Below are 24,524 nucleotides of genomic sequence, written 5' to 3' on the forward strand. Positions count from 1 at the left end.
GGAAGGCCCAGTGGCCGGGCAGTCGTTGCCGTCCGCTGACGATAGATCACCTCGCGTACGGGTTCTCCTCCGGCGGCACCGGCGGCCGGTACGACGGCGGAGGCGGCGGCACCGCCCCCATCGACTGCTGCGGCAGCACCGGCGGCACCTGGACCACCTCAGGCGGCCCGGCCGACTTCCGCCTGCGCCGCACCACCGCGAACACCACCCCGGCCACCACCACCAGGCCGGCAACCACACCCGCCACGATCGGCACCGTGCTGCTCGAACCCGACGGCTCATCCGCCTTCGGCTGCACCGACGGCGCCCCGACAGCGACATCGGTCGGCGTGTCGGCCGGGCTCGGTGCCGACGACGCGGGAGCGGACGCACTCGCCGTAGGCGACGGGGCCGCCGACGGCGTAACCGCATCACTCGGAACCGGCGAAACATCCGCCGGGCCCGGATCCCCCGGCTCAGTCAATGCGATGCGCGGCCGGACAACGCCATAACCAATGATGTTGTTACGGCTGGACCCGTCATTCGGCTTCCCCGCCGAATTGATGAGGACCCGTAGGACCTGATTCGCAGTCCAGTCCTTGTGCACGGACCAGATCAATGCGGCCGAGGCCGAAGCAAGAGCCGAGGAGTCCGATGTGCCATGGCCCTTGCAGTATCCGGTGCTGCCAGTACACGCCTCGACGATGTCCGCACCTGGCGCAGAGAGAATGACCTGCGACCCCTGCTGCGACTCCGAGGTCACGGTGGCGTTGCGATCGATCGCACCCACCCCCACCACATTCGGCAGGCCGCTCGGATACTCGAGGAGATTTCCCGACTGGTAGGAGTTCCCCACGCTGGAGAAAACCAGCACGCCCTTCGCCCGCGCCCAGGCCAGCGTCTTGCTCAACTTGTCCACATCAGTGGGGGATGCGGTGACAGCAGAGATTCCCTGCGAGATGTTGATGACTTTGGCGCCCTGCTCGACCGCATAGGTGACAGCCTGACCGATCTGCCCCAGAAAGTCCGACGAAACCACGGTTCCCACGGACCCATTGTTGATCTTCAGTGGAAGAACCTTGGCGGCAGGAGCAAGGCCATACGCCCCCGTGCCACCACTGGCCTTGCCGGATCCTGCGATGAGGCTGGCCATGGCCGTACCGTGACCGTCACTGTACGAGCCCACACCACCAGGGCTCTCACTGAAATCCTTGCCGGGGAGAAGCTGCCCCACCAGATCCGGATGGTCCAGCTTGAACCCGCCGTCGACCACGGCGACGGTCATGTTCTCCCCCTTGGAGATCTTCCACATCTCCTGGGCGTGCATGGAATCCAGGTGCCACTGATTCTCTCGAATCGATCCGTCCGCAGCCGCAGGCCCGGCGACCGGGCCAACCACCACTCCAGCCGCGACGAGTGCTGAGGCAAGCATCCGCCAGCGCGCCCGTGCGTTCGTCCGCCCCATCACAGCTCCTCGTCGATGTCCCCAGCAGCAAGACCAGTGCCCCGAACAAGCCTGCCCGGCCACTGGGAAGGCCCAGTGGCCGGGCAGTCGTTGCCGTCCTACTCAACCACGTCCGGGTTGCTGTGCGGCGTACCGCTCGTCCAGGTTTCCTCGTCCTCGTGCAGGTAGTCGGCCCGCTTGCGGCGGTCGCGCTCGTTCCGGCCTCCGTGGCCCGCCATTCCGGGCGCCATCATGCCGTTCTGCCTCGACGGGGCACCGCCTTCGGCAGCGCCCGCCGCGCGGTTGCGCAGGCCGGTACCACCCGGAGTGAACTCCCCGCCGGTCGTCGGCCCCTTGCGGCCGCCGACCGTGCCGCCGGTGGTCGAGGACAGGCCCCGGGCGCGCGAGCCGCCGCCGGCGCCGACGGCGCCACCGTGGGCTCCGCCCATACCGGGGTGCATGCCGCCGCCCATGCCGGTCGCCCCACCGACCCGGCCACCGCCGGCCCCCGCCTCACGGGCGCCGAAGACCGTTCCGCTGGGCAGCCCCGGGTTGCCGCCCTTCGCCTGCCCCGGGCCGCCGCCGAACTGGGTCGTACGCGCCGGGATCTGGCCACCGCCCTTGTTGGGGACGAAGCCGCTGCCGCCACCCTTGGCCGGGACGGAACCGCCACCCGTTCCGGTGGGGAAGCCCGGGCCCGGGCCGCCGCCGGGGACACCGGGCCCGTTGTTCGAACCACCCGGCCCGTTCGGGTAGCCGGGAAGGGTGGTCGGTCCGTCCGTGGGCAGGTGGCCGCCGCCGGTGCCGTACGGGCCGGTCTGGGTGGGCAGGGTCGGCGAGGGGGGCAGGCTGTTGAGGTCGGTGCCCGGGCGGTTCACCGGGTCCGACGGGTGGTACGGCGGGATCGAGGTCCCCGGGTCCTGCGGCGCGGGCAGCACCTGGCCGCCGCCACCGTGCGGCGGGGGCGGGGTGTTGCCCGGGTTCGACGGGCCGGGGCCTCCGGAGCCCGGGTCCCGGGGCAGGACCTTTCCGCCGCCGTAGGTTTCGCCGCCGCCCGGGTTGGACCCTCCGCCGACACTGCCGCCACCCGTACGCGGGTTGCGGACGGCGCCGCCGCGACCTACACCAGGGCCGCCACCCGTCGAGAAGTCCGACTGATCGCCTCGGTTCGTGCCCGACGGCGTCCCCGGCAGAGCCAGGTCGGCGCCGAGCCCGTTCAGCGTCGTCGTCGCGGCGGCGTACGCCTGACCCAGCTTCTCCATCTGGTGGATGGCTTCCTGGTGCGCCTTGTAGACACGCTGCGACGCGGCATCAGCCTCGGCCGCGGTGACCCACGTGCTGGGATTGCGCTTCTTCATGATCGAGTCGAGATTCGCGGGGGTCGGCCCCTCCAGCGTGAAGTTGGCCGACGCCTGGGCCGCAGCGTCGGGCGCGCCCTGGCGCTTTCGGGTGTTCACAGTGGCGATGTCACAGGTCGGGACGTCCGGCACGGCGGACTTGGCCAGACTGAGTGCCTCGCCGGCCTGGTGCATGGCCCCGCCCGCGCCCGCCGAGTAGTTGCCCAACAGCTCGGCCGACTGCTGGAGGTTGCCTGCCCAGGTCTTGAAGCTCTCGGCGGCCGGCCCTTCCCAAGTGATGTTGCCGATGTGCGACTTGAGCGCCTGGCTGAGCTCCTTCAGAACGCGTCCGGCGTCCTGGAGCTTGTTGCCACGGTCCAGCACCGACGACGGCTCGGCGCCGGTGACCATGCCCTTGAGCCCAGAGTGGTCGATCGCTTCGAAGTTCGTTCCGTCTGACACTGCCTACTCCCCGTTTCCCCGTGAACCGTCTGCGCCGACTGCCATCAGAGAGACCCGGAGTTTCCCGGTCCAGCTGTCGACAGATCCGCACCCTTCGCGACCGCGTTCTGGGCTGCCGTCGTGTGGTCTTCGTTGGTCGAGTAGGCGCTCGCCGACTTCATGACCGCGTTCTTCATCGCCTCGATCTGCGACACGAAGTCCTTGTGCAGCTGGACCAGCTGGGCGTGCACCTTCTCGTAGGCGCTGGTCAGGGCCGTCGCCTCGGCGAACTCCGCGCTCGCGAAGCTCTTGCCCGTCAGCTTCTGTTCCTGAAGCTTGTACGGCGCCGCGGGCGAGCCGTCCATCGCGGCGAGCAGGGCCTCGACCTTCCCCGCGAACGTCGTGAGCGTGTCGAGCTCGACCTTGACGTCCTGCTTGCCGAAGGCCGCCACCAGGTCGCCGGCGCTGACGTTGGTCTGCACCGTGCTGACGATGGGCGCGAGGTTGATCCCACCGACCCAAGGCAACGTGATCTTCTGGTCCAGCATGAACGGCGTCGCGTCCCCCGAAGGGTTCGCCGGTGCAGGCGTCCCCGACCCGTCCCCGTTAGCTCCTGCCACAGCAGTTCACCTCTCCCCCGTACGGCCGGCCGCACCCGGGCGTCCCGGGCGGCCGCGTGCCGCAACACACCGTCAACTTCTGGTTCGCACCGCCCTGGTCGGCGCACCGACCGCCCTGTGGACGGGCTACTCCTCCGTCATCGTAGCCACCGCCCCTGTCGGACCGGCAGGGCCCTTGCCCCGCCCGTACGCGATCGGTACGAACTTGACACGTACGAGGCGCCGCGACAGCCCTGGGTAAACTGACCCGGTACGCCCCATCTGCCGCGCAATGTCGCACAGCAGCGACCCAAGGCCGCAGAACGGACGTGACCGCGTGAGTTCCTCCGACGCCTCCCCTTCCCCCTGGTGGGCCCGTGCCGCGCGGCCCGCGCGGCCGCCGCTGCCGGTGGCGCTGATGGTGCGGGCGGCGGCGGGAATGGCGCTGCCGTTGGCGGTGGGGCTGGTGGTGCACCGGCTGGATCTGGGGGTGTTCGCCGGGCTCGGGGCGATGCACGCGACGATGAACGACCGGGTCGAGCCGGGCAGGTTGCGGGCCGCCCGGATCGGGACGGCGGTGCTCGCCTCCGCGCTCGGCATGCTGATCGGCACCGCCCTCCAGCACACCGGCGCGGACGGCGTGGGCCTGGGGGTCGCGCTGACGCTGACCGCCTTCGCCTCCGGCGCGTTGAGCGCGACGGGTCCGCGCGGTTCGGCGGCCGGGATGCTGCTGCTGGTGTCGGCCGCGCTGGGCAGTGGGATGCCGCTGCCGCGGCCGTGGTGGGCGGCGCCGCCGATGATGCTGGTCGGGGCCGCGTTCGTGGTGCTGCTCGGGCTGCTGCCCGCGGGGGCGCCGAACCGGCCTGCCGCGGATCCGTGCAACCGGGCGCTGGCCGCCGCGTTCGAGGCGCTCGGCCGTACCCTCGTCGACCTGGGCGGCCCGCGGGCGGCGTCCTCGCGCCAGGTGCTGACGGCCCGCCTGAACCAGCTCCAGGACCTGCTCGGCACGAGTCACACGAACCGCACCAGCCGTACGAACCGCACGAGCCATACGAGCAACACCGGCCGCCGGAGCGGCCGGGACCACCGGGACCGCCAGGAGCGCCGCCGCCGGATGTACGAGGCCGCCCTCGCCGCCACCGAGGCCGCGACCGGTCTGCTGTGGGCGCGCCGCCCCGTCCCGCCGGAGGTGGCCGAGGTGCCGGCCCGGCTGGCCGCCGCGGTGCGGCAGGGCGGTGGCGAGGTCGCCGTGCCCGACTGGCGGCCCGACACCCCCTCCCGGCAGGCCCTGGACGTGGCTCTGCGTGCCGCCGCCGACACGGTGGCCGGCCGTGACACCCGGATCGGCACCGCCCCCGCGCCGCCGCCGGACCCCTGGCGGCTGCGGGCGCGACTGCTGTCCCGGGGCTCGGTCCGGTACGGCCTGCGGGTCGCGCTGTGCATCGCGGTCGGCTCGGCGGTCACCGCCAACTTCCCGCTCAGCAAGAGCTACTGGGTGCCGATAACGATCGCCTTCGTGCTCAAGCCGGACCTCGGCTCGGTGTTCCTGCGCGCGGTGAGCCGCTCGGTGGGCACGGTGCTCGGGGTGGCCGTGACCGCGGCGCTGCTGATGGTCACCACCGACGAGTGGGCGTTGACGGCGATGGCGGCCGGCTGCGTGGCCCTGCTCCCGTACGCCACGGCGGCGCACTACGGGCTGAACACCGTGGTGATGACGCCGATGGCGCTGATCCTGCTCCAGCTCGGCGGGCAGAGCAGCGCCGCCGAGTTCTGGCCCCGGGTCCTGGACACCGTGCTGGCGAGCGCGATCGTCCTGCTCTTCGGCTACCTGCTGTGGCCGGAGCGGCCGCGCCACCGGATCGAGCCCCGGCTGCTCGACGCCACGACGGCGCTGCGGGCCTACCTCGACGCCGTCGTCCTCGACGCGGCCGTCCTCGACACCACTCTCCGGAACGGCAGCACCCACGACGGCAACGCCCAGGTGTGGCTGCGCCGCACGGCCTACCGGTCACTGGCGGACGCCCGCCAGGAGGTGCGGCAGGGCCTGGCCGAGCCGCCGCCCACCGGCCGGCTGGCCGAGCGGTGGCTGCCGGCGACGGCGGCGCTGGAGCGGCTGGGCGGCGCGGTGGCGGCCTTCGCCGCGCAGATCCGGTACGGCGGCCGGGTCCCGGACCCGTCCGAGGTCGACCGGGTGCGGACCGCACTGGACGAACTGACCGCCGCCGCGCGGGCGCACCAGCCACCGCCGGCCCCACCGGCCCCGGCGGCCCCGACGGACCGTCCGGCCGCCCCGCACGACCCGACGCGCAGCGCACTGGGCCGTGCGGCCCAGGAGCTGGAGACGCTCCTGGGCAACCGGCCGCCCGCCGGGTGACCCGGATCAGAGCCGGGTCACCCCGATCAGAACCGGATGACCACGATCAGAGCCAGGCGACCCCGATCGGAGCCAGGTGACCGCGATCAGACCTGCTCGGCCAGCTCCAGCCAGCTCATCTCCAGCTCCTCCTTCTCCTCCCGGACCGCGCGCAGCTGCGCGTCCAGCTCCGCGACCTTGGAGAAGTCGGCGGCGTGCTCGGCGAGTTGGGCGTGCAGCTTGGACTCCTTCTCGTCCAGCTTGGCGATCTGCCGCTCCAGCTTCTGCATCTCCTTCTTCGCGGCCCGCAGGTCCCCGCCGGAGAGCCCGGCCGCGGCGGCGGTGGTCTCGGCCGGCGCGGCCGCGGCGGAGGGAGCCGCGGCCTGAGCCGCGGCGGCCATCCGGGCCCGGCGCTCCAGGTACTCGTCGACGCCGTTCGGCAGCATCCGCATCTTCTTGTCGCCGAGCAGCGCGTGGACGGTGTCCGTGGTGCGCTCGATGAAGAAGCGGTCGTGGCTGATGACGATCATCGAGCCGGGCCAACCGTCGAGCAGGTCCTCCAGCTGGTTGAGCGTCTCGATGTCCAGGTCGTTGGTGGGCTCGTCCAGGAAGAGCACGTTGGGCTCGTCCATCAGCAGCCGGAGCAGTTGGAGCCGGCGCCGCTCGCCACCGGACAGGTCGCCGACCGGCGTCCACTGCTTGTCCTTGCCGAAGCCGAACTGCTCGCACAGCTGGCCGGCGCTCATCTCCCGGCCCTTGCCGAGGTCGACCCGCGAGCGGACCTGCTCGACGGCCTGGAGCACCCGGGTCGCCGGGTCCAGCTCGACGACCTCCTGCGACAGGTACGCCAGCCGGACCGTCTTGCCGACCTTGATGACGCCGGACGCCGGCTGGACGTCGCCCTCGCTCGCGTACGCGTCGCGCAGCGCGCGCAGCAGCGAGGTCTTGCCGGCGCCGTTGACGCCGAGCAGGCCGATCCGCTCGCCGGGGCCGAGCTGCCAGGTGAGGTTCTCCAGCAGCAGCTTCGGGCCGGCCTTGACGGTCACGCCCTCCAGGTCGAAGACCGTCTTCCCGAGCCGCGCGTTGGCGAACTTCATCAGCTCGGACTTGTCGCGCGGCTCCGGCACGTCCGCGATCAGGGCGTTGGCGGCCTCGATCCGGTAGCGCGGCTTGGAGGTACGGGCGGGGGCGCCGCGGCGCAGCCAGGCCAGCTCCTTGCGGGCCATGTTCTGGCGCTTCTGCTCCTCGACGGCCTCGATCCGGGAGCGCTCGGCACGGGAGAAGACGTAGTCGGAGTAGCCGCCCTCGTACTCGTGCACCTCGCCGTGCTGGACGTCCCACATCCGGGTGCAGACCTGGTCGAGGAACCAGCGGTCGTGGGTGACGCAGACCAGCGCGGAGCGGCGCTTCTGGAGGTGCTCGGCGAGCCAGTTGATGCCCTCGACGTCGAGGTGGTTGGTGGGCTCGTCGAGGACGATCAGGTCGGGCGAGCCGAGCAGCAGCTTGGCGAGGGCGATCCGGCGGCGCTCGCCACCGGAGAGCGGGCCGATGACGGTGTCCAGGCCGTCGGCGAAGCCGGGCAGGTCGAGGCCGCCGAAGAGGCCCTCGATGATGTCGCGGATCCGGGCGTCGCCGAGCCACTCGTGGTCGGCCCGGTCGGCGATCACCTCGTGCCGGATGGTGGCCTCGGGGTCCAGCGAGTCGTGCTGGGTGAGGACGGCCATCTGGAGTCCGCCGGAGTGGGTGATCCGGCCGCCGTCGGGCTCCTCCAGCTTGGCGAGCATCCGGATCAGGGTGGTCTTGCCGTCGCCGTTGCGGCCGACGACGCCGATCCGGTCGCCCTCGCTGACGCCCAGGCTGACCGCGTCCAGCAGGGCGCGGGTGCCGTAGACCTTCGTGACGGACTCGATGGTGGCGAGGTTGACGGCCACGTGTGCTGCGCTCCTGGGTTCGGCGGTCGCGGGGCGGCCCACCGCTCGGCGGTCGGGCTCCCCTGTCGGGGACACCCCGATCTCCCCAGCCTAATGGGCCCGCCGGAACGCCTTCACCGCGTCAGCCCGCCAGGAACCCGCCCCGGGCCCGACCACCGCCTCAACCCGCCAGGAACCCGCCCCGGGCCCGACCACCGCGCCGGCCCGCCGCGACCCCGGCCACCACCTCAGCCCACCAGGGACGCGCCCGGCACCGGCCCGTGCGTGGCGTGCGCCGTCCGACAGGTGCCGGAGGCCCGCAGCGCCTCGGCCACCGCGGCGGCGGCCTCGGCGTCCTTGGCCAGGAACGCGCAGGTCGGCCCGGAGCCGGAGACGATCGCCCCGAGCGCGCCCGCCTCGGTGCCGGCCCGCAGGGTGGCGGCGAGCGCGGGGCGCAGCGAGAGCGCGGCGGACTGGAGGTCGTTGGCGAGCGCGGCGGCCAGGGCGACGGTGTCGCCTTCGGCGAGCGCGGCGAGCAGCGCCGGGTCGGCGTCCGGGGTGGGGACGTCGGTGTCGCTGGAGCCGGTGCCGGCCTCCTCGCGCAGCCGGTCGCACTCGCGGAACACGGCGGGGGTGGACAGGCCGCCCTCGGCGACCGCGAAGACCCAGTGGAAGGTGCCCTCGACGGCCAGCGGCTCCAGGATCTCGCCCCGGCCGCGGCCGAGTGCGACGCCGCCGAGCAGGGCGAACGGCACGTCGGAGCCGAGTTCGGCGGCCAGCTCCAGCAGCACCGGCAGCGGGGTGTCCAGCTGCCAGAGCGCGTCGCAGGCGACGAGTGCCGCCGCTCCGTCGGCGCTGCCGCCGGCCATGCCGCCGGCGACCGGGATGGCCTTGGCGATGTGCAGGTGCACGCCGGGGTCGGCGATGCCGTGGTGGGCGGCGAGCAGCCGGGCAGCGCGGGCGGCGAGGTTGCTGTCGTCCAGCGGGACGACGGCGGCGTCCGGGCCGGAGCAGCTCAGCGTCACGCCCTCCCCCGGACTCGCCGTGACCTCGTCCCCGAGGGCGACGGCGAAGAAGACGTTGGCCAGGTCGTGGAAGCCGTCGGCGCGCAGCCCGCCGACCCCCAGCTGGACGTTGACCTTGGCCGGTACCCGTACGGTGATCACGCGGCGTCCTCGGCGGGCTTGTGTTCGGCGATCGCGGCGAACTGCTCCACCGTGAGCATCTCGCCGCGCAGCTTGTGGTCGATCCCGGCGTCCGCGAGCGCCTGCTCGGCCCGGGCGGCGGAGCCGGCCCAGCCGGCCAGTGCGGCGCGCAGGGTCTTGCGCCGCTGGGCGAACGCGGCGTCGACCACCGCGAACACCTCCTCGCGGCTGGCGCTGGTCTTCGGCGGCTCGCGGCGGATCAGCGAGACCAGCCCGGAGTCGACGTTGGGGGCGGGCCAGAAGACGTTCCGCCCGATGGCGCCGGCCCGCTTCACGTCGGCGTACCAGTTGGCCTTGACCGACGGGACGCCGTACACCTTGTTGCCCGGCTTGGCGGCGAGCCGGTCGGCGACCTCGCTCTGCACCATCACCAGGGTCCGCTCGATGCTGGGGAAGGTCGCCAGCATGTGCAGCAGGACGGGCACCGCGACGTTGTACGGGAGGTTGGCGACCAGCGCGGTGGGCGCCGGCCCGGGCAGTTCGGTGACCTCCATGGCGTCGCTGAACACCAGGTCGAAGGCGTCCGCCTTGCCGGGCATCCGGGCCGCGACGGTGTCCGGCAGGTGCTGCGCCAGCACCGGGTCGATCTCGACCGCGGTGACGTGCCGCGCCACCTCGAGCAGCGCCAGCGTGAGCGAGCCGAGCCCGGGCCCGACCTCCACGACCGCGTCCTGCTCCGTCACGTCGGCGGCCCGGACGATCCGCCGCACGGTGTTGCCGTCGATGACGAAGTTCTGCCCGCGCTGCTTGGTCGGCTTCACGCCGAACGCGGCCGCCAGCTCCCGGATGTCGGCGCTGCCCAGCAGGGGGGTCCCCCCGGCCGGAGGCTGGGGGCGGCTGTCAGGGGTGGGGTCGGTGCTGCTCACGCGCCAAGGATACGGGCGCCGGGGCCCTCGGAGTTCGACGACCTCGGCGAGGTCGATCTCCACCGGGAACCGCACCGAGGTGCGGAGCCCGTTCGCCCCGGCTCAGTACCCGAAGGCCCGCGCCGTGTTCTCCGCGATGGCCGCGGACAGCTCGTCCTCGGCCAGGCCCAGGGTGGCGGCCATCGAGCGCACCGTGACCGGGATCAGGTACGGGGCGTTCGGGCGGCCGCGGTAGGGGTGCGGGGTGAGGAACGGGGCGTCGGTCTCGACCAGGATCCGGTCCAGCGGGGTGGCGAGCAGGGCGTCGCGCAGCGGCTGGTTGGCCTTGAAGGTGACCGGGCCGGCGAAGGAGAGGTACCAGCCGTGCTCGGCGCAGGTCTTCGCCATCTCCGCGTCGCCGGAGTAGCAGTGGAAGACGGTCCGTTCCGGGGCGCCCTCCTCCAGCAGGACAGCGATGACGTCCTCGTGGGCGTCCCGGTCGTGGATGACCAGCGCCTTGCCGTGCCGCTTGGCCATCTCGATGTGGCGGCGGAACGACTCCTTCTGGATCTCCACGCCCTCCGGCCCGGTGCGGAAGTAGTCCAGGCCGGTCTCGCCGACCGCCAGCACCTGCGGCAGCGCGGCGAGCCGGTCGATCTCGGCGAGCGCCTCGTCCAGCGCCGCCCGACCGCCCGCGAGCCGCTGCTGCCCGGACCATCCTCCCCCAGCCCCAGAGGGCTGGGAGGTGCCCCCATCGTCGCCGAGGAAGATCCGCGGCGCCTCGTTCGGGTGCAGGGCGACGGCCGCGTGCACCTGCTCGTACTGCGCCGCCAGTTCGGCGGCCCAGCGCGAGCCGGGCACGTCGCAGCCCACCTGGACCACCGTGGTGACCCCGACCGAGGCGGCCTTCGCGAGGCCCTCGGCCGGGGTGCCGGACTGCATGTCGAGGTGGGTGTGCGAGTCGGCCACCGCCACGGCCAGGGGTTCCGGCAGTGGCGGCGGGGTCGACCGGGCGTCGTCCTTGGCGGCCATGTCAGGCGGTCGGCTTCTCTTCGAGGCGCGGGAAGAGGATCTCGCCCTTGGTGACGGTGGCGCCGGCGGGCAGCCGGCCCCAGTCGGCCACGGTGGCGACGGTCTGGACGCTGAGCGCGCCGAGCCCGGCGGCCTCGGCGCCCAGCGAGACCCACAGCTTCTCGGCGGTGGACGGCATCACCGGGTTGAGCAGCACGGCGGTGGCGCGCAGCGACTCGGCGGCGGTGTAGAGGATGGTGGCCAGGCGGGCCCGGCCCTCGGCCGAGTCGTCCTTGGCGACCTTCCAGGGCTCCTGCTCGGTGAGGTAGCCGTTGACCTGCTTGACGAACTCGAAGATCGCCGCGATGCCGCCGGCGAAGTCCAGCTCCTCGCCGATCTTCCGGTCGGCCGTCTCGGCGGCCCTGGTCAGCCCGTCCGCGACGGCCTGCTCGGCGTCGCCCGCCGCGGTGGCCTCCGGCAGCACCCCGTCGAAGTACTTGCCGACCATCGCGGCGACCCGGGAGGCCAGGTTGCCGAAGTCGTTGGCCAGCTCGGAGGTGTACCGGGCGGTGAAGTCCTCCCAGGAGAACGAGCCGTCGGTGCCGAACGGGATCGCCCGGAGGAAGTAGTACCGGTACGCGTCCACGCCGAAGTGCGAGGTCAGGTCGGTGGGCGCGATGCCGGTCAGGTTGGACTTGGACATCTTCTCGCCGCCGACCATCAGCCAGCCGTTGGCCACGACCCGCTTGGGCAGCGGCAGCCCGGCGGCCATCAGCATGGCGGGCCAGATGACGGCGTGGAAGCGGAGGATGTCCTTGCCGACCAGGTGGACCGAGGCGGGCCACAGCTCGGCGAAGCGCTCCGGGTCGCTGCCGTAGCCGGCCGCGGTGATGTAGTTCTGCAGCGCGTCCACCCACACGTAGAGGACGTGCTTCTCGTCCCAGGGCAGCGGCACGCCCCAGTCGAAGGTGGAGCGGGAGATCGAGAGGTCCTTGAGGTCCTGCTCGACGAAGCGCAGCACCTCGTTGCGGGCCGAGGCGGGCTGGATGAAGTCCGGGTTCGCCGCGTAGAACTCCAGCAGCTGCGGGCCGTAGGCGGAGAGGCGGAAGAAGTAGTTCTCCTCCTCCAGCCACTCGACCGGCCGCTTGTGCACGGAGCAGAGCTTCTCGTCCGCGGTCGCGCCGTCGAGCAGCTCGGACGGGAGCTTGAACTCCTCGCAGCCGACGCAGTACGGGCCGGAGTAGCCGCCCTTGTAGATCTCGCCCTTGTCGTACAGGTCCTGGACGAACTCCTGCACCCGGGCGGTGTGCCGCTCCTCGGTGGTGCGGATGAAGTCGTCGTTGGCGATCTCCAGGTGCTCCCAGAGCGGCTTCCAGGCCTCTTCGACCAGCTTGTCGCACCACTCCTGCGGGGTGACGCCGTTCGCCTCGGCGGTCCGCATGATCTTCTGACCGTGCTCGTCGGTCCCGGTCAGGTACCACACCTTCTCGCCGCGCTGGCGGTGCCAGCGGGTGAGGACGTCGCCCGCCACGGTGGTGTACGCGTGGCCCAGGTGGGGGCGATCGTTGACGTAGTAGATGGGGGTGGAAACGTAGTACGCCGGGGCGTTCGCCCCGGTGGTGCTGTGGTCTGCAGTGGCCGCCATGGTCGGAAAGCTTAGTCGGGCACGCGGACCGCCCTCGACCGAGTTGTTCCCCGGCCGGGGGCGGACCGTCCCGTCACCCCGGTGTCAGCCCAGGAGCCGCGACCAGAACCGGGCCCAGCGTCCGCGCGGCCGGACGGGCTCGGCCACCGGGGGCGTCCCGGCCGGCTCGGCGTGCGCCGGGTAGCCGGGGGCGTGCTGCCAGGGCTGGTCGGCGGAGGCGACCCGGCCCTCGCGCATGATCCGCACGGTGTGGCCGCCGCACCCCGGGCAGGTCGGCTTGAGCAGCGGGGACGGCACCCGGACGCCGTTGGCGTGGTACTCGAACACGACGTGGCCGTCCTTGGCCACGTGGTGCTCGATGTCGTACGCCTGCTCCCAGCCGTACCCGCAGCGCAGGCACGCGAAGGAGTAGGCCTCCCGTACGGTCTCGACGGGAGTGTGCGGCCGGCCGGCCAGACCGGCCGTGCTCAGTGCGCTGCCACTGCGGGGGCTACCGACAACATCGCTCATGGCCGTCTCCCAGCGCCCGCCGGACGCTCGTCCGGCTGGGTCTTTCCCTTCCAGGGAATGCCCGGACCACCTCGGCCGACGCCCCACTTGTGAAGACTTGGATGCGGGTTGGGGAGCCCTATACGAAGGGCCTCCCCGAGACCGGGAACCGCGACCGAAGCTTCAGCTCAGCGGGTGTTTACCGGGGCCTTCCCTCCACGGTACGACTCCCCGTGAGCAACGCAACCCCCGGAATTCACTCCTTTCCCGGAGCCCCTCCCGGGGACTTTCCGGGGGACTTTCCCGGCGCCTTTCCGGGGGCGTTCTCCAGGCCCTCCTTCTTCGCCGCCACGACCGCGTCGAAGACCTCCCGCTTGGGCAGCGAGAGCTCCACCGCGACGGCCGCGATGGCCTCCTTGCGGCGCTCCCCGGCCTCCTCGCGGACGGCCACCAGCCGGGCCAGCTCGGCCGGGGTCAGCTCCTGGGGCGCGGCCGGTGGGGCGCCGGCGACCACGACGGTGATCTCGCCCTTGACGCCGTCGGCGGCCCAGGCGGCCAGCTCGCCGATCGGCCCGCGCTTGACCTCCTCGTAGGTCTTGGTGAGCTCGCGGCAGACGGCGGCCGGCCGCTGCGGCCCGAACGCCTCGGCCATCGCCGTCAGCGCCTCGGCGATCCGGTGCGGCGCCTCGAAGAAGACCATGGTGCGCGGTTCGGCGGCGATCGAGGCGAGCTGGCGGGCCCGGTCGCCGCTCTTGCGCGGCAGGAAGCCCTCGAAGGTGAAGCGGTCCACCGGCAGGCCGGACAGCGCGAGCGCGGTGAGCACCGCCGAGGGCCCGGGCACCGCGGTGACCTTGACGTCGGCGGCCACGGCGGCGGCGACCAGCCGGTAGCCGGGGTCGGAGACGGAGGGCATGCCGGCGTCGGTGACCAGCAGCACCCGGGCGCCGCCGAGCAGCGCCTCGACCAGTTCGGGGGTGCGGCCGACCTCGTTGCCCTCGAAGTAGGAGACCACCCGCCCGGCCGGGGTCACCCCGAGTGCCTGGGTGAGCCGGCGCAGCCGGCGGGTGTCCTCGGCCGCGATCACGTCCGCCGTGGCCAGTTCGTCGACCAGTCGGGGCGGGGCGTCCGAGACGTCGCCGATGGGGGTGCCTGCGAGAACGAGTACTCCTGTCACGGTCCCCATCCTCGCAGCTGCCGCGCGCCCGGGGTTTTTGGTGACGATTCGGTCAGCTTCCGAGGGAGCGGACACACGTGCGAAGAGCGCCCCTACGATGTGGCGGATGAACGGCGACACGGCGGCGCAGACGCCCACTGGTACGGACCACTCCGCGTACGGCGGCGTCGGCCTGCCGTCCCCCCGTCCACCGCAGGACGGGCCCGCCGGCTGGCGCGAGCGCCTGGCCCGGTACGGCTACACCGCCCGCCCCACCGCGCCGCTCACCGAGCGCCTGGTGCCGCCGATGCCGGACGGCCCCCGGGTGACGCCCGGGGACGTGCCCCAGTCGCCGCTGCTGCTGCGGATGGGCGTCTCGCTGCCGCAGGGCCTGTGGGTCTTCCTCTGCCGCTGGGCGGGCTGGCTCGGGCCGATCGCGGTGGCGGTGTTCGCCGGCCTGCTGCGGTTCACGAACCTCGGGCAGCCGCACGCGATCATCTTCGACGAGACGTACTACGCCAAGGACGCCTACGCGCTCTGGCACGGCGGCTACGAGATCAGCTGGCCGGAGGACGCCAACAGCACGATCATGACGCCCGGCGCCGCCGTCCCGTACCGGGCGACGCCCTCGTACGTGGTGCACCCGCCGGTGGGCAAGTGGATCATCGGCGTGGGCGAGCAGCTGTTCGGCATGAACCCCTTCGGGTGGCGGTTCGCGGTGGCCCTGCTCGGCACCCTCTCGGTGCTGATGGTGGCCCGGATCGCCCGCCGGATGTTCCGCTCCACGCTGCTGGGCTGCGTGGCGGGCCTGCTGCTCTCGGTGGACGGCCTGCACCTGGTGCTCAGCCGGGCCGCCCTGCTCGACCTGGTGGTGATGTTCTGGACCCTCGCCGCCTTCGGCTTCCTGCTGCTGGACCGCGACCGCACCCGGGCGCTGCTGGCCGCGAGGCTGGGCGGGGTCGAGAACGCCGAGCTCGCCCAGCGGCTGAACCTGGGCTGGCGCCCGTACCGGATCGCGGCCGGCGTCTGCGTCGGCCTGACCTGCGCCACCAAGTGGAGCGGCCTGTACGTCGCGGCTGCCTTCGGCCTGCTGACCGTGCTCTGGGACGTCGGCGCCCGCCGCCTGGCCGGCGCCCCGCGCCCCTTCGTGGCGGTGCTCGCCCGGGACGTGGTGCCGGCCTTCGTGTCGGTCGTCGTGGTCTCGGTCGCCGTCTACATCGCCTCCTGGTGGGGCTGGTTCGCCAGCAGCACCGCCCCCGGCCAGGGCGGCTGGGGCCGCGACTGGGCGGTCGGCCGCTCCACCGACTTCCCGTGGATACCCGAGGCCCTGCGCGCGCTGTGGCACTACCACTCGACGGTCTACGACTTCCACGTCGGCCTGAGCGACCCGCACACCTACCAGTCCAACCCGTGGTCCTGGCTGGTGCTGGGCCGGCCGGTGTCCTTCTTCTACGAGTCCCCCAAGTACGGCCAGGCCGGCTGCACCGCCGCCGACTGCGCCCGCGAGGTGCTGGGCATCGGCACCCCGCTGCTGTGGTGGACGGGCGTCGTGGCGCTGGCCTACTGCCTGTGGCGCTGGGCGGCCCGGCGGGACTGGCGGGCCGGCGCGCTGCTCTGCGGCCTGGCCGCCGGCTACCTGCCCTGGTTCGCCTACCAGCAGCGGACGATCTTCCTCTTCTACGCGGTGGTCTTCGTCCCGTTCCTGGTGCTCGCGGTGACGATGCTGATCGGCGCCCTGATCGGCCCCGCCGGCGCCTCCCGGGACCGCCGGATCATCGGTTCCACCGCGGCCGGACTGCTGATCCTGCTGATCGTCTGGAACTTCCTCTTCTTCTTCCCGCTGTTCACCGGGCAGACCATCCCGCTGGAGGACTGGCGCCGCCGGATGTGGTTCAACAGCTGGATCTGACCGCCGACCCGGCGCGCACCGGGTTCCCACGAATCGTCCGTATGCGGTGTACGGCACGTACCAGATCCGTCACAAGTCCCGGGCGATTCGCCGGCGCACCGATCCGCGCTGCCTAGGGTGGGGGGGTACCGCGTTTCCGGCCCCGGCCGGTTGCGCCCGGCCGCGAGACCCCTGGGGGACCTGCACCATGCGCAGTGGCGCGAAGATCGGCATCATCACCGGCGTGTCCATCGCCGTCCTCGCGGGCGGCGGCTACGGCGCGTACAGCCTGATGAGCGGCTCCGACGGCTCCGGCGGCAAGAAGCCGCGCACCGTGGTCGCCGAGCCGCCGTCGGCCGAGCAGGCTGCTGCCGGGATGAAGGACTTCCTGACGGCCTGGGCGGCCGGCGACATCGCCAAGGCGGCCTCGCTCACCGACGACCCGGCCGCGGCCACCACCGCCCTGACCGCGTTCAAGGACCAGGTCAAGCCGAGCGCGCTGACCCTCACCCCGTTCGGCCCGACCACCCAGCAGGTCTTCTCCGCCGCCACCGGCACCCCCGCCCCGGCCGCCAAGCCGTCCGCCTCGGCCTCCGCGACGCCGGGTGCCGGCACGCCGGGCGCCGGCGACTCGCCGTCCGCCACGCCCGGGCCCACCGGCACGCTGATGTCGTACAAGGCGCGCGCCGAGTTCGCGGGCACCAACCGGGCCTGGGACTACCAGGGCTTCCTCGGCGTCGTGAAGATGAGCGACAACACCCCGGCCGTGCACTGGGCGCCGTCGGTCATCCACCCGCACCTGTCCGGCAACGAGACCATCTCCGTCCAGCCGGTCTTCGCCCCGCCGTCCACCGTGGTGGACCGCAACGGCAAGCCGATCCAGGGCGCCTCGCTCACCGCGACGCTGATGACCACCCTCCAGGACAACGCCAACAAGCTGCTGCCGCCGGACCCGGCCAAGGACCAGGACGCGGGCACCGCGGTGGTGATCACCGACCCGGCCGGCAAGGGCGCCGTGGACAAGCTGTTCACCATCGTCGAGCCGAAGCCCGGCAAGCCGTTCAAGGTGACCATCGACAACACCCTCCAGGCCGCCGCCGAGAAGGCGATGACGGACCTGGCCGGCAAGCCCGGCTCCGTCGTGGCGATCGAGCCGAGCACCGGCCAGGTGCTGGCCTTCGCCAACTCGCCGGCCACCGGCCAGAACCGGGCCTTCCTCGGGCTGCTCGCGCCGGGCTCGACGATGAAGATCGTCACCTCGGCGGCGCTGCTGGAGTCCGGGGTCAACCCGGACACCGTGGTCGCCTGCCCGGAGAAGAGCAGCAACCCGCACGCGATCCCGAACTCGTTCCCGGGCGCCTTCCCGACCAACACGCTCCAGCAGGACTTCATGATGTCCTGCAACACCGCCTTCATCGACCAGGGCCTGACCAGCCTCAAGCCCGAGACGCTGTCCGGCACGGCCAAGGACGTGTTCGGCATCGGCCTGGAGTGGAAGACCGGCCTGCCGAACACCGACGGCAAGGTGCCGCCGACTCCGGGCAGCAAGGACGAGCAGGCCATGAACTACATCGGCCAGGGCAAGGTCCAGATGAACCCGCTGGCCATCGCCTCGGTCACCGCCACCGTGCAGAGCGGCGAGTTCAAGCAGCCGATCCTGGTCGCCGAGCTGCCGCAGCAGAAGGCCGCCCGCCCGCTCTCCCCGGACGTGGACGCCAAGCTGAAGGCGATGATGGCGGCCACCGCCACCGGCGGCACCGCCAGGGACGTGATGGCCGGCATCACCGACAACGCGGGCGCCAAGACCGGCTCCGCCGAGGTCGCCGGGGTCGACGTCACCAACAGCTGGTTCACCGCCTACCGCGGCAACCTCGCGGTGGCCTCCGAGGTGCAGGGCGGCGGCCACGGCGTGGACGCGGCCGGGCCGGCCGTCGCCTCCATCCTGAAGGCCGCCGGCGGCCGCTGAGGCCCCCGACGAGCGACGAGCCCGCCCGGCCCGGAGGCCCGGCGGGCTCGTCGCCTTCCCGAGCGCTAGCGACGCGGCAGGACGGGCTGCCGCCTCCCGCGTATCCGGTCGGCGGGCGGCACCGGGGGCCGGCCGCTCCAGCGCCCGGCCGCCAGCCGGGGCCAGATCACCAGCACCGCCGGCAGCGCCAGGTACCCGAACCGTCCGGCCGGGGCCAGCATGAAGGCGATGGCGAGCCCGGCGGCCAGCAGGTCGGCCGCCGCGATCGCGGAGACCGGCGGCCGGGCCAGCAGCCAGATCGCCACCCCGACCAGGGCCACGGTCATCAGCGCCAGCGAGATCGCGTGCCCGGTGGGCCCGAAACCGGCCAGCACCTTGCCGGGCAGCGGGCTGCCCGCCGGGGTGCGGATCGCCGTCATCCCGAGCGGGAAGCGCACCACCTGTTCGCGCAGCGCGTCCGCCTGGGTCAGCGCGGAGGGCAGGATCACCAACGCGCTCACCCCGACCCCGATCAGCGCGGTCCTAACCGCGGGCCGCCGGCCGTACAGCCGCCAGAGCAGCAGGACGGCGACGGGCAGCGCGGGCCAGGCCGTCCACTTGAGGGTGCAGGCGAGGGCGAGCACCAGCCCGGCGCCGACCGTGCGGTTCCGCTCGGCGAGCGCCATGGCCAGGCAGCAGACCCCGATCAGCGGCAGGTCCACCCCGCCGACCGCCAGGGCGAGCGCGATCAGCGGCGAGGCGGTGAGGACGGCCAGCGGCAGCAGCGGCGCGCGCGGGTCGCCGCCGCCGGGCCGGGTGGGCCGCAGCAGCCGCCAGGCGGCCAGCAGACAGGCGAAGAAGGTCAGCGCGAACCAGATCCGGGCGTCCCCGGCGACCCTCGCGAAGGCGGTGGAGTCGCCGAGCAGCTGGCGCGGCATCCCGAACAGTGACATCGCCGGCAGGTACGGGTTGTAGTCGGTGACCACCACCGGGTGCGGCAGGTACGCGGTGCCGGTGGTGAGCAGCAGGTGGGCCGAGCGTTCGACCACCATCACCTCGGACTGGTGGCGGCCGTGCAGGGCGAGCAGTCCGAGCGGGACGAGGACGGCCCCGACGAGGGCCACCGAGGCGGCGGCACGGGCCGCGAAGCGGCGCGGCAGGGTCAGGCAGAGCAGTCCGGCCAGGAGGTAGGCGGGGGCCGCGATCAGGCCCCACAGCCGCTGGTTGTCCAGGTCGGAGACGAGCGGGAAGGCGGCGGCCCAGCCGGCCGCGACCAGGCAGCCGAGCAGTTGGGCGGTCCGCGTCGAGACGAGCCCGGCGAGCCCGGCGGTGTTCGGCCGGTCGGGCGTGGGCGGAAAGGTGCTCTCGCCGCGCTGTCGGGGGAAGGGGCGGACGGAGAAGCCGCGCGGCGGTCGTCCGGGTCTGGACGACGACTCGATCGCGCAGGTCTGGGCCGGCGTTCTGCCGCGGCCGGTGAAGCGGCCGCGCGGGCGGGAATGGCCGGGCGTGCGGGTGCTCACCATGGTGGAAGGTTATGGGTGGGAGCCGGGCCCTGTCGCCATCGCGTGGGACACCGGACGGGGTTGGCGTGAAAAGGGCCGCCGGTCGCCTCGGCGGTCGACGGCCCTTCACACGGGGTTCGCCTGCGGGTCAGTCGGCGCTGCGGTCCGAGGAGACGGACTGCGGCTCGGCCTGCTCCAGCCGGGAGTGCTTGATGCTGTAGCCGAAGTAGACGACCACGGCGACGGCGAGGGCGATCGCGCCGGCCCGGAAGGTGTCGGCGTGCAGGCCGGTGATCAGGTAGATGCAGAAGCCGACGCTGATCAGCGGGACGACCGGGTAGCCGGGCACCTTGAAGCCGCGCGGCAGGTCGGGCTGGGTGCGGCGCAGCACGATCACGCCGATGGACACCACCGAGAAGGCGATGAGCGTCCCCAGGCTGGTGATGTCGGCCAGCACCCGCAGCGGGACGAACGCGGCCAGCGCGCCCACGCCGAGGCCCACCACGATGGTGTTCCACACCGGGGTGCCGCTGCGCGGGGAGAGTTCGGCGAAGCGCCTGGGCAGCATGCCGTCGCGGCCCATCGAGTACAGGATGCGGGTCTGGCCGTAGATCACCACGAGGGTGATGCTGAAGATCGAGACGATCGCGCCGATCGCGAAGACCATCGCGGGCCAGCTCTGGCCGGTGATGTCCTGGAGGATCTGCGCGAGGCCGGCCTCCTGGCCGTCGAACTTGGTCCACGGCTGGGCGCCGATGCCGGCCAGGGCGACCAGGATGTAGAGCACGGTCACCACGACCAGCGAGATGATGATCGCCAGCGGCAGGGTGCGGCGCGGGTTCTTGACCTCCTCACCGGCGGTGGACACGGCGTCCAGGCCGATGAAGGAGAAGAAGATGCTGGACGCGGCGACCTGGACGCCGCCGATGCCGAGCGGCATGAACGGGGTCAGGTTGCCGGAGTGGAAGCCGGTGAGCGCCACGCAGATGAACATCAGCAGGATCACGATCTTGATCGCGACCATCACCGCGTTGACCTTCACCGACTCGCTCACGCCGCGGATCAGCAGGAAGCAGACCATGGCGACCAGCAGCAGCGCCGGCAGGTTGAACCAGTGGGTGCTGTCCGGCGCGCCGGACAGCTGCTCGGGGATCTTGAAGCCGAAGGCCAGGTCGAAGAACTTGTTCAGGTACTCGGCCCAGGTCACCGCGATGGCGGAGGCGGAGACGCCGTACTCCATCAGCAGGCAGATGCCCACGCCGAAGGCGACGCCCTCGCCGAGGGTGGCGTAGGCGTAGGAGTACGAGGAGCCGGAGACCGGGATCGCGGAGGCCATCTCGGCGTAGCAGAGCGCGGTGAGTCCGGCGGTGACCGCGGCGATCACGAAGGACAGGATGACGGCCGGGCCGGCCGAGGGCACCGCGGTGTTCAGCACGAAGAAGATGCCGGTGCCGATGGTGGCGCCGATGCCGATCGAGGACAGCTGCCACAGGCCGATCGAGCGGCGCAGGTGGATGCCGGAACGCCCGCCCTCCTCGGGCGCGCCGGCCGGGAGGGAGTCCTTGCCTTCGGTCTCGGCGATCAGTGTCGAGACGGGCTTGCGTCGCAGCAGACGCGCACCAAGGGTGTTGCTGGCCAAAACTGCGGTCCTTCTGGGCGGGGGAGGGTGTCCTTGCGTGTGGTCACCCGACATGCCACGGGGTGCCATCGGGGACCAACCGAACAAAGATGGGACAGTCCACGGCGAAAGCACCAGTGTCGCAAACGAACAGTACCAACCCGCGCATTGTCCGAATCGGCGCATATCGATGTACAAACCGGACACTTCGTAAACGGCGCATCGCCCGTCGGACCGTTAAAGCAGCAGCTCAGCACCCCTGCCGGGGTCATCGGCCGAGCACCGCGCGCATCACCGATCGGGCGATCGGCGCGGCCAGCGCACCACCCGTCACGTCGGTGGCGTGACTGTCCGCGACCACCACGGCCACCGCCACCGGTGGCACCGCGTCCGAACCGGCCGGAGCGGCCCAGGCGATGAACCAGGCGTAGGGCGTGCCGCTGTTGCCCACCCCGTGCTGGGCCGTCCCGGTCTTGCCGCCGACCACCGCCCCGGCGATCCGGGCGTTGCCGCCGGTGCCCTTCTCCACCACGTCGGTCATCAGCCCGCGCACCTGCGCGGCCACCGCCGGCGTGATCGCCCGCTTGTAGACGGACGGCCGCATCAGCTGCACCGTGGTGCCGTCGCTCCTGGTCAGCCTGTCCACGAGCTGTGGACGCATCACCGTCCCGTCGTTGGCGATCCCGGCGGCGACCATCGCCATCGTCAGCGGGGTGGCCGCCGTGTCGAACTGCCCGATCGAGGAGAGCGCCAGCTGCGCGTCGTCCATCCGGGTGTCGAAGTTCGACCGGGCCGCGCGCACCGGGACGTCCAGCTTCGCGTCGTTGAAGCCGAAGTCCCCGGCGATCGCGGCCATCCGGTCCAGCCCGACCCGCACCCCCAGGTAGCCCAGCACGCTGTTGCAGCTGGCGGTCATCGCCTCGGCCAGCGACAGGCCCGCCCGGTCGCACACCGGGGTGTCGTTGACCAGCGGCGTGGTCGTACCGGGCAGCACGTACGGGTACGGCGCGTCGGTCGGCGCGTCCGGGTCGGTGACCACCCCGTCGGCCAGCGCGGCCGCGGCGGTGACCACCTTGAAGGTCGAGCCCGGCGGGTAGGTCTGGCGCAGCGCCCGGTTGAGCATCGGCTCGTCCGCGTCGGCCTGCAGCCGGTTCCAGGCCGCCTGGTCGTCGGCGCCGTACCCGGCGAAGGCTCCCGGGTCGTAGGAGGGCGTACTGGCCAGCGCCAGGATCCGCCCGGTGGCCGGCTCGATCGCGGCGACGGCGCCCTTCTGGTCGCCGAGCCCGCGCATCGCGGCCTGCTGGGCGGCCCGGTTCAGCGTGGTGTACACGTCCCCGCCGGGGTTCTGCCGGCGGGAGACGGCGTCCCAGACCGGCCAGCCCGCCAGCCGGCTGTCGGTGCCGGTCAGCAGGTCGTCCTCGGTCGCCTCCAGCTGGGTGGTGCCGTACGCCTGCGAGGCGAAGCCGGTGACCGCCGCGTAGGTCGGGCCGTCGGTGTAGCCGCGCTTGTACGCGTACCGGCCTCCGGTCGGCTCGGAGTCGGTGACCGGCTCCGAGCCGACCATGATGTCGCCGCGCGGCTGGGCGTAGCGCTCGATGGTGCGCCGCTGGTTGGCGCTGTTGTGGTTGAGCTCCTTCGCCTGGAACACCTGCACCCGGGTGGCCTGCGCGCACAGCGCCGCGATCAGCAGCAGGCAGAAGGTGGCCGCCCGGCGCCCGGTGACGGAGATGCCGGGCAGCCCCTGCGGGCCGTTGCCCCCGGGCCGCGCGCGCGTCATCGGACCTCCTCGGGAGCGGGCTGCCTCGCCGTATCGCTCATCCGCACCAGCAGCGCGACGATGATCCAGTTGGTGACCACCGAGGAGCCGCCCTGGGCGATGAACGGCATGGTCATCCCGGTCAGCGGGATCAGCGCGAGCACCCCGCCCGCCACCACGAACACCTGGAGGCCGACGATCGCGGCCAGCCCGATCGCCAGCAGCCGCCCGAACGGGTCGCGCAGCGCGATGCCGGTCCTGAAACCCCGCGAGACCAGCACCGCGTACAGCAGGAACACCGCGACCAGCCCGGTCAGCCCGAGCTCCTCGCCGATGGTGGCGAGGATGAAGTCCGACTTGGCGGCGAAGCCGATCAGCACCGAGTGCCCGTTGCCGAGCCCGGTGCCCAGCTCGCCGCCCCAGGCGAAGGCGAACAGCGACTGGGCGATCTGGTTGGCGCCCCGGCCCGCCGCGATCGAGCCCAGCGGGTCCAGCCAGTCCGTGACCCGGCTGTGCACGTGCGGCGAGAGCCAGCCCACCGCCACCGCCCCGACGGCGGCCAGGCCCAGGCCGATGGCGATCCAGCCGGTGCGCGCGGTGGCCACGTAGAGCATCACCACGAACAGGCCGAAGAACAGCAGCGAGGTGCCGAGGTCGGTCTCCAGCACCAGGACGCCGACGAACGCCGCCCAGATCAGCAGCACCGGCCCGAGCACCCGCCCGGGCGGCAGCTGCAGGCGCCACACCCGGCGTCCGGTGAGCGCCAGCGCGTCCCGGTGCACCGCCAGGTAGGCGGCGAAGAAGACGGCCAGCAGGATCTTGGCGAACTCCCCCGGCTGGAAGGAGAGCGGCCCGATCACGATCCAGATCCGGGAGCCGTACACCGGCGGGAAGAAGATCGGCAGCACCAGCAGGACCAGCGCCAGCAGCGCCCCGATGTACGCGTACCGCTGCAGCCGGCGGTGGTCGCGCACCAGCAGCACCACCGCGATGAACAGCGCCACCCCCAGGGCCGACCAGAGCAGCTGGGTGGAGGCGGCACCGGCGCGCCCCGGCGTGGCGCGGTCCAGCCGGTAGATCACCACCAGCCCGATCCCGTTCAGCAGCACCGCGATCGGCAGCAGCAGCGGGTCCGCGTACCGGGCCCGCCACCGGACCACGCCGTGCGCCGCCAGGGCGAGCACACCGAGCGCGGCACCGTACTCGGCCGCGTCGGCCGGCACCTGGCCGTCCAGGTTGACGCCGACCTCGACGTAGCCGTACACGGCGATCAGGACGGCGCCGACCACCAGGACGAGCTCGGTGGTGCGCCTGGTCGGCACCGGCCGGCTCGGCCCGGCGGCGGATCTCGGCACGGCGGAGGGTGTCGCCACGGACCGTCCTGGGATTGGGAAGGACCCGGTG

17 protein-coding genes are annotated in these 24,524 nt (G+C 72.6%); 3 read left to right on the forward strand and 14 right to left on the reverse strand.

Features of this window, described 5'->3' with window-relative positions:
* Positions 1-46: 46 nt before the first annotated feature.
* From ACGF0D_RS10210 to ACGF0D_RS10220, 3 genes are all read right to left on the reverse strand, one after another.
* Complete coding sequence (locus ACGF0D_RS10210; protein WP_392914608.1) at positions 47-1,444, reverse strand: S8 family serine peptidase; 1,398 nt, start codon at positions 1,442-1,444, stop codon at positions 47-49.
* A 98-nt stretch (positions 1,445-1,542) separates the two neighbouring features.
* Positions 1,543-3,222, reverse strand: coding sequence for a WXG100 family type VII secretion target (locus tag ACGF0D_RS10215; RefSeq protein WP_392914609.1), 1,680 nt, complete (start codon positions 3,220-3,222; stop codon positions 1,543-1,545).
* 44 nt (positions 3,223-3,266) lie between these two features.
* Positions 3,267-3,749: a hypothetical protein gene (locus ACGF0D_RS10220; protein ID WP_392914610.1), complete on the reverse strand. Its 483-nt coding sequence runs from the start codon at positions 3,747-3,749 to the stop codon at positions 3,267-3,269.
* A gap of 388 nt (positions 3,750-4,137) precedes the next feature.
* Here ACGF0D_RS10220 and ACGF0D_RS10225 point away from each other — a divergent pair, with 388 nt between their 5' ends.
* Positions 4,138-6,174, forward strand: coding sequence for an FUSC family protein (locus ACGF0D_RS10225; RefSeq protein WP_392914611.1), 2,037 nt, complete (start codon positions 4,138-4,140; stop codon positions 6,172-6,174).
* Between the two features lie 86 nt (positions 6,175-6,260).
* Here the strand turns inward: ACGF0D_RS10225 and ACGF0D_RS10230 are convergent, their stop codons facing one another.
* From ACGF0D_RS10230 to rsmI, 7 genes are all read right to left on the reverse strand, one after another.
* Positions 6,261-8,084 carry an ABC-F family ATP-binding cassette domain-containing protein gene (locus ACGF0D_RS10230; protein WP_392914612.1) on the reverse strand — a complete coding sequence of 608 codons (1,824 nt, stop codon included), beginning with the start codon at positions 8,082-8,084 and terminating at the stop codon, positions 6,261-6,263.
* 227 nt (positions 8,085-8,311) lie between these two features.
* Positions 8,312-9,229 (reverse strand): 4-(cytidine 5'-diphospho)-2-C-methyl-D-erythritol kinase, encoded by a 918-nt coding sequence (locus ACGF0D_RS10235; RefSeq protein WP_392914613.1) that lies wholly within the window; start codon positions 9,227-9,229, stop codon positions 8,312-8,314.
* On the reverse strand, positions 9,226-10,134 hold the full coding sequence (gene rsmA / locus ACGF0D_RS10240) for a 16S rRNA (adenine(1518)-N(6)/adenine(1519)-N(6))-dimethyltransferase RsmA (RefSeq protein WP_392914614.1): 909 nt from the start codon (positions 10,132-10,134) through the stop codon (positions 9,226-9,228). Before rsmA ends, ACGF0D_RS10235 begins: the two co-directional genes overlap by 4 nt.
* A gap of 102 nt (positions 10,135-10,236) precedes the next feature.
* Positions 10,237-11,145, reverse strand: a complete 909-nt coding sequence (locus tag ACGF0D_RS10245; protein WP_392914615.1) for a TatD family hydrolase — start codon at positions 11,143-11,145, stop codon at positions 10,237-10,239.
* A 1-nt stretch (position 11,146) separates the two neighbouring features.
* Complete coding sequence (gene metG / locus ACGF0D_RS10250; protein WP_392914616.1) at positions 11,147-12,769, reverse strand: methionine--tRNA ligase; 1,623 nt, start codon at positions 12,767-12,769, stop codon at positions 11,147-11,149.
* 84 nt (positions 12,770-12,853) lie between these two features.
* Positions 12,854-13,279, reverse strand: a complete 426-nt coding sequence (locus ACGF0D_RS10255) for a hypothetical protein (protein ID WP_392874021.1) — start codon at positions 13,277-13,279, stop codon at positions 12,854-12,856.
* A gap of 235 nt (positions 13,280-13,514) precedes the next feature.
* Positions 13,515-14,432 carry a 16S rRNA (cytidine(1402)-2'-O)-methyltransferase gene (gene rsmI / locus ACGF0D_RS10260; protein WP_392874024.1) on the reverse strand — a complete coding sequence of 306 codons (918 nt, stop codon included), beginning with the start codon at positions 14,430-14,432 and terminating at the stop codon, positions 13,515-13,517.
* Positions 14,433-14,529: 97 nt separating this feature from the next.
* Here rsmI and ACGF0D_RS10265 point away from each other — a divergent pair, with 97 nt between their 5' ends.
* Positions 14,530-16,320 carry a dolichyl-phosphate-mannose--protein mannosyltransferase gene (locus ACGF0D_RS10265; protein WP_392914617.1) on the forward strand — a complete coding sequence of 597 codons (1,791 nt, stop codon included), beginning with the start codon at positions 14,530-14,532 and terminating at the stop codon, positions 16,318-16,320.
* Positions 16,321-16,507: 187 nt separating this feature from the next.
* Positions 16,508-18,265, forward strand: coding sequence for a penicillin-binding transpeptidase domain-containing protein (locus ACGF0D_RS10270; RefSeq protein WP_392874030.1), 1,758 nt, complete (start codon positions 16,508-16,510; stop codon positions 18,263-18,265).
* A gap of 65 nt (positions 18,266-18,330) precedes the next feature.
* Here ACGF0D_RS10270 and ACGF0D_RS10275 read toward each other — a convergent pair whose 3' ends face one another.
* From ACGF0D_RS10275 to ACGF0D_RS10290, 4 genes are all read right to left on the reverse strand, one after another.
* Positions 18,331-19,767, reverse strand: a complete 1,437-nt coding sequence (locus tag ACGF0D_RS10275) for a glycosyltransferase 87 family protein (RefSeq protein ID WP_392914618.1) — start codon at positions 19,765-19,767, stop codon at positions 18,331-18,333.
* 127 nt (positions 19,768-19,894) lie between these two features.
* Entirely contained in the window at positions 19,895-21,385 is a 1,491-nt protein-coding gene (locus ACGF0D_RS10280; protein WP_392874036.1) for an amino acid permease, read from the reverse strand.
* A 247-nt stretch (positions 21,386-21,632) separates the two neighbouring features.
* On the reverse strand, positions 21,633-23,141 hold the full coding sequence (locus tag ACGF0D_RS10285; RefSeq protein WP_392914619.1) for a penicillin-binding transpeptidase domain-containing protein: 1,509 nt from the start codon (positions 23,139-23,141) through the stop codon (positions 21,633-21,635).
* Positions 23,138-24,493 (reverse strand): FtsW/RodA/SpoVE family cell cycle protein, encoded by a 1,356-nt coding sequence (locus ACGF0D_RS10290; RefSeq protein WP_392914620.1) that lies wholly within the window; start codon positions 24,491-24,493, stop codon positions 23,138-23,140. The genes ACGF0D_RS10285 and ACGF0D_RS10290 overlap by 4 nt, the downstream gene beginning before the upstream one ends.
* Positions 24,494-24,524: the final 31 nt, after the last annotated feature.

The organism is Kitasatospora sp. NPDC048298 (assembly GCF_043201465.1).
Taxonomy (GTDB): Bacteria; Actinomycetota; Actinomycetes; order Streptomycetales; family Streptomycetaceae; genus Kitasatospora.

Bases quoted from the DNA above. Each gene is read 5' to 3' on its own strand.
- ACGF0D_RS10210 (WP_392914608.1), bottom strand. From the start codon at position 1,444: ATGGGGCGGACGAACGCACGGGCGCGCTGGCGGATGCTTGCCTCAGCA.
- ACGF0D_RS10220 (WP_392914610.1), bottom strand. From the start codon at position 3,749: ATGCTGGACCAGAAGATCACGTTGCCTTGGGTCGGTGGGATCAACCTC.
- ACGF0D_RS10245 (WP_392914615.1), bottom strand. From the start codon at position 11,145: ATGGCCGCCAAGGACGACGCCCGGTCGACCCCGCCGCCACTGCCGGAA.
- metG (WP_392914616.1), bottom strand. From the start codon at position 12,769: ATGGCGGCCACTGCAGACCACAGCACCACCGGGGCGAACGCCCCGGCG.
- ACGF0D_RS10255 (WP_392874021.1), bottom strand. From the start codon at position 13,279: ATGAGCGATGTTGTCGGTAGCCCCCGCAGTGGCAGCGCACTGAGCACG.
- ACGF0D_RS10265 (WP_392914617.1), top strand. From the start codon at position 14,530: ATGTGGCGGATGAACGGCGACACGGCGGCGCAGACGCCCACTGGTACG.
- ACGF0D_RS10270 (WP_392874030.1), top strand. From the start codon at position 16,508: ATGCGCAGTGGCGCGAAGATCGGCATCATCACCGGCGTGTCCATCGCC.
- ACGF0D_RS10275 (WP_392914618.1), bottom strand. From the start codon at position 19,767: ATGGTGAGCACCCGCACGCCCGGCCATTCCCGCCCGCGCGGCCGCTTC.
- ACGF0D_RS10285 (WP_392914619.1), bottom strand. From the start codon at position 23,141: ATGACGCGCGCGCGGCCCGGGGGCAACGGCCCGCAGGGGCTGCCCGGC.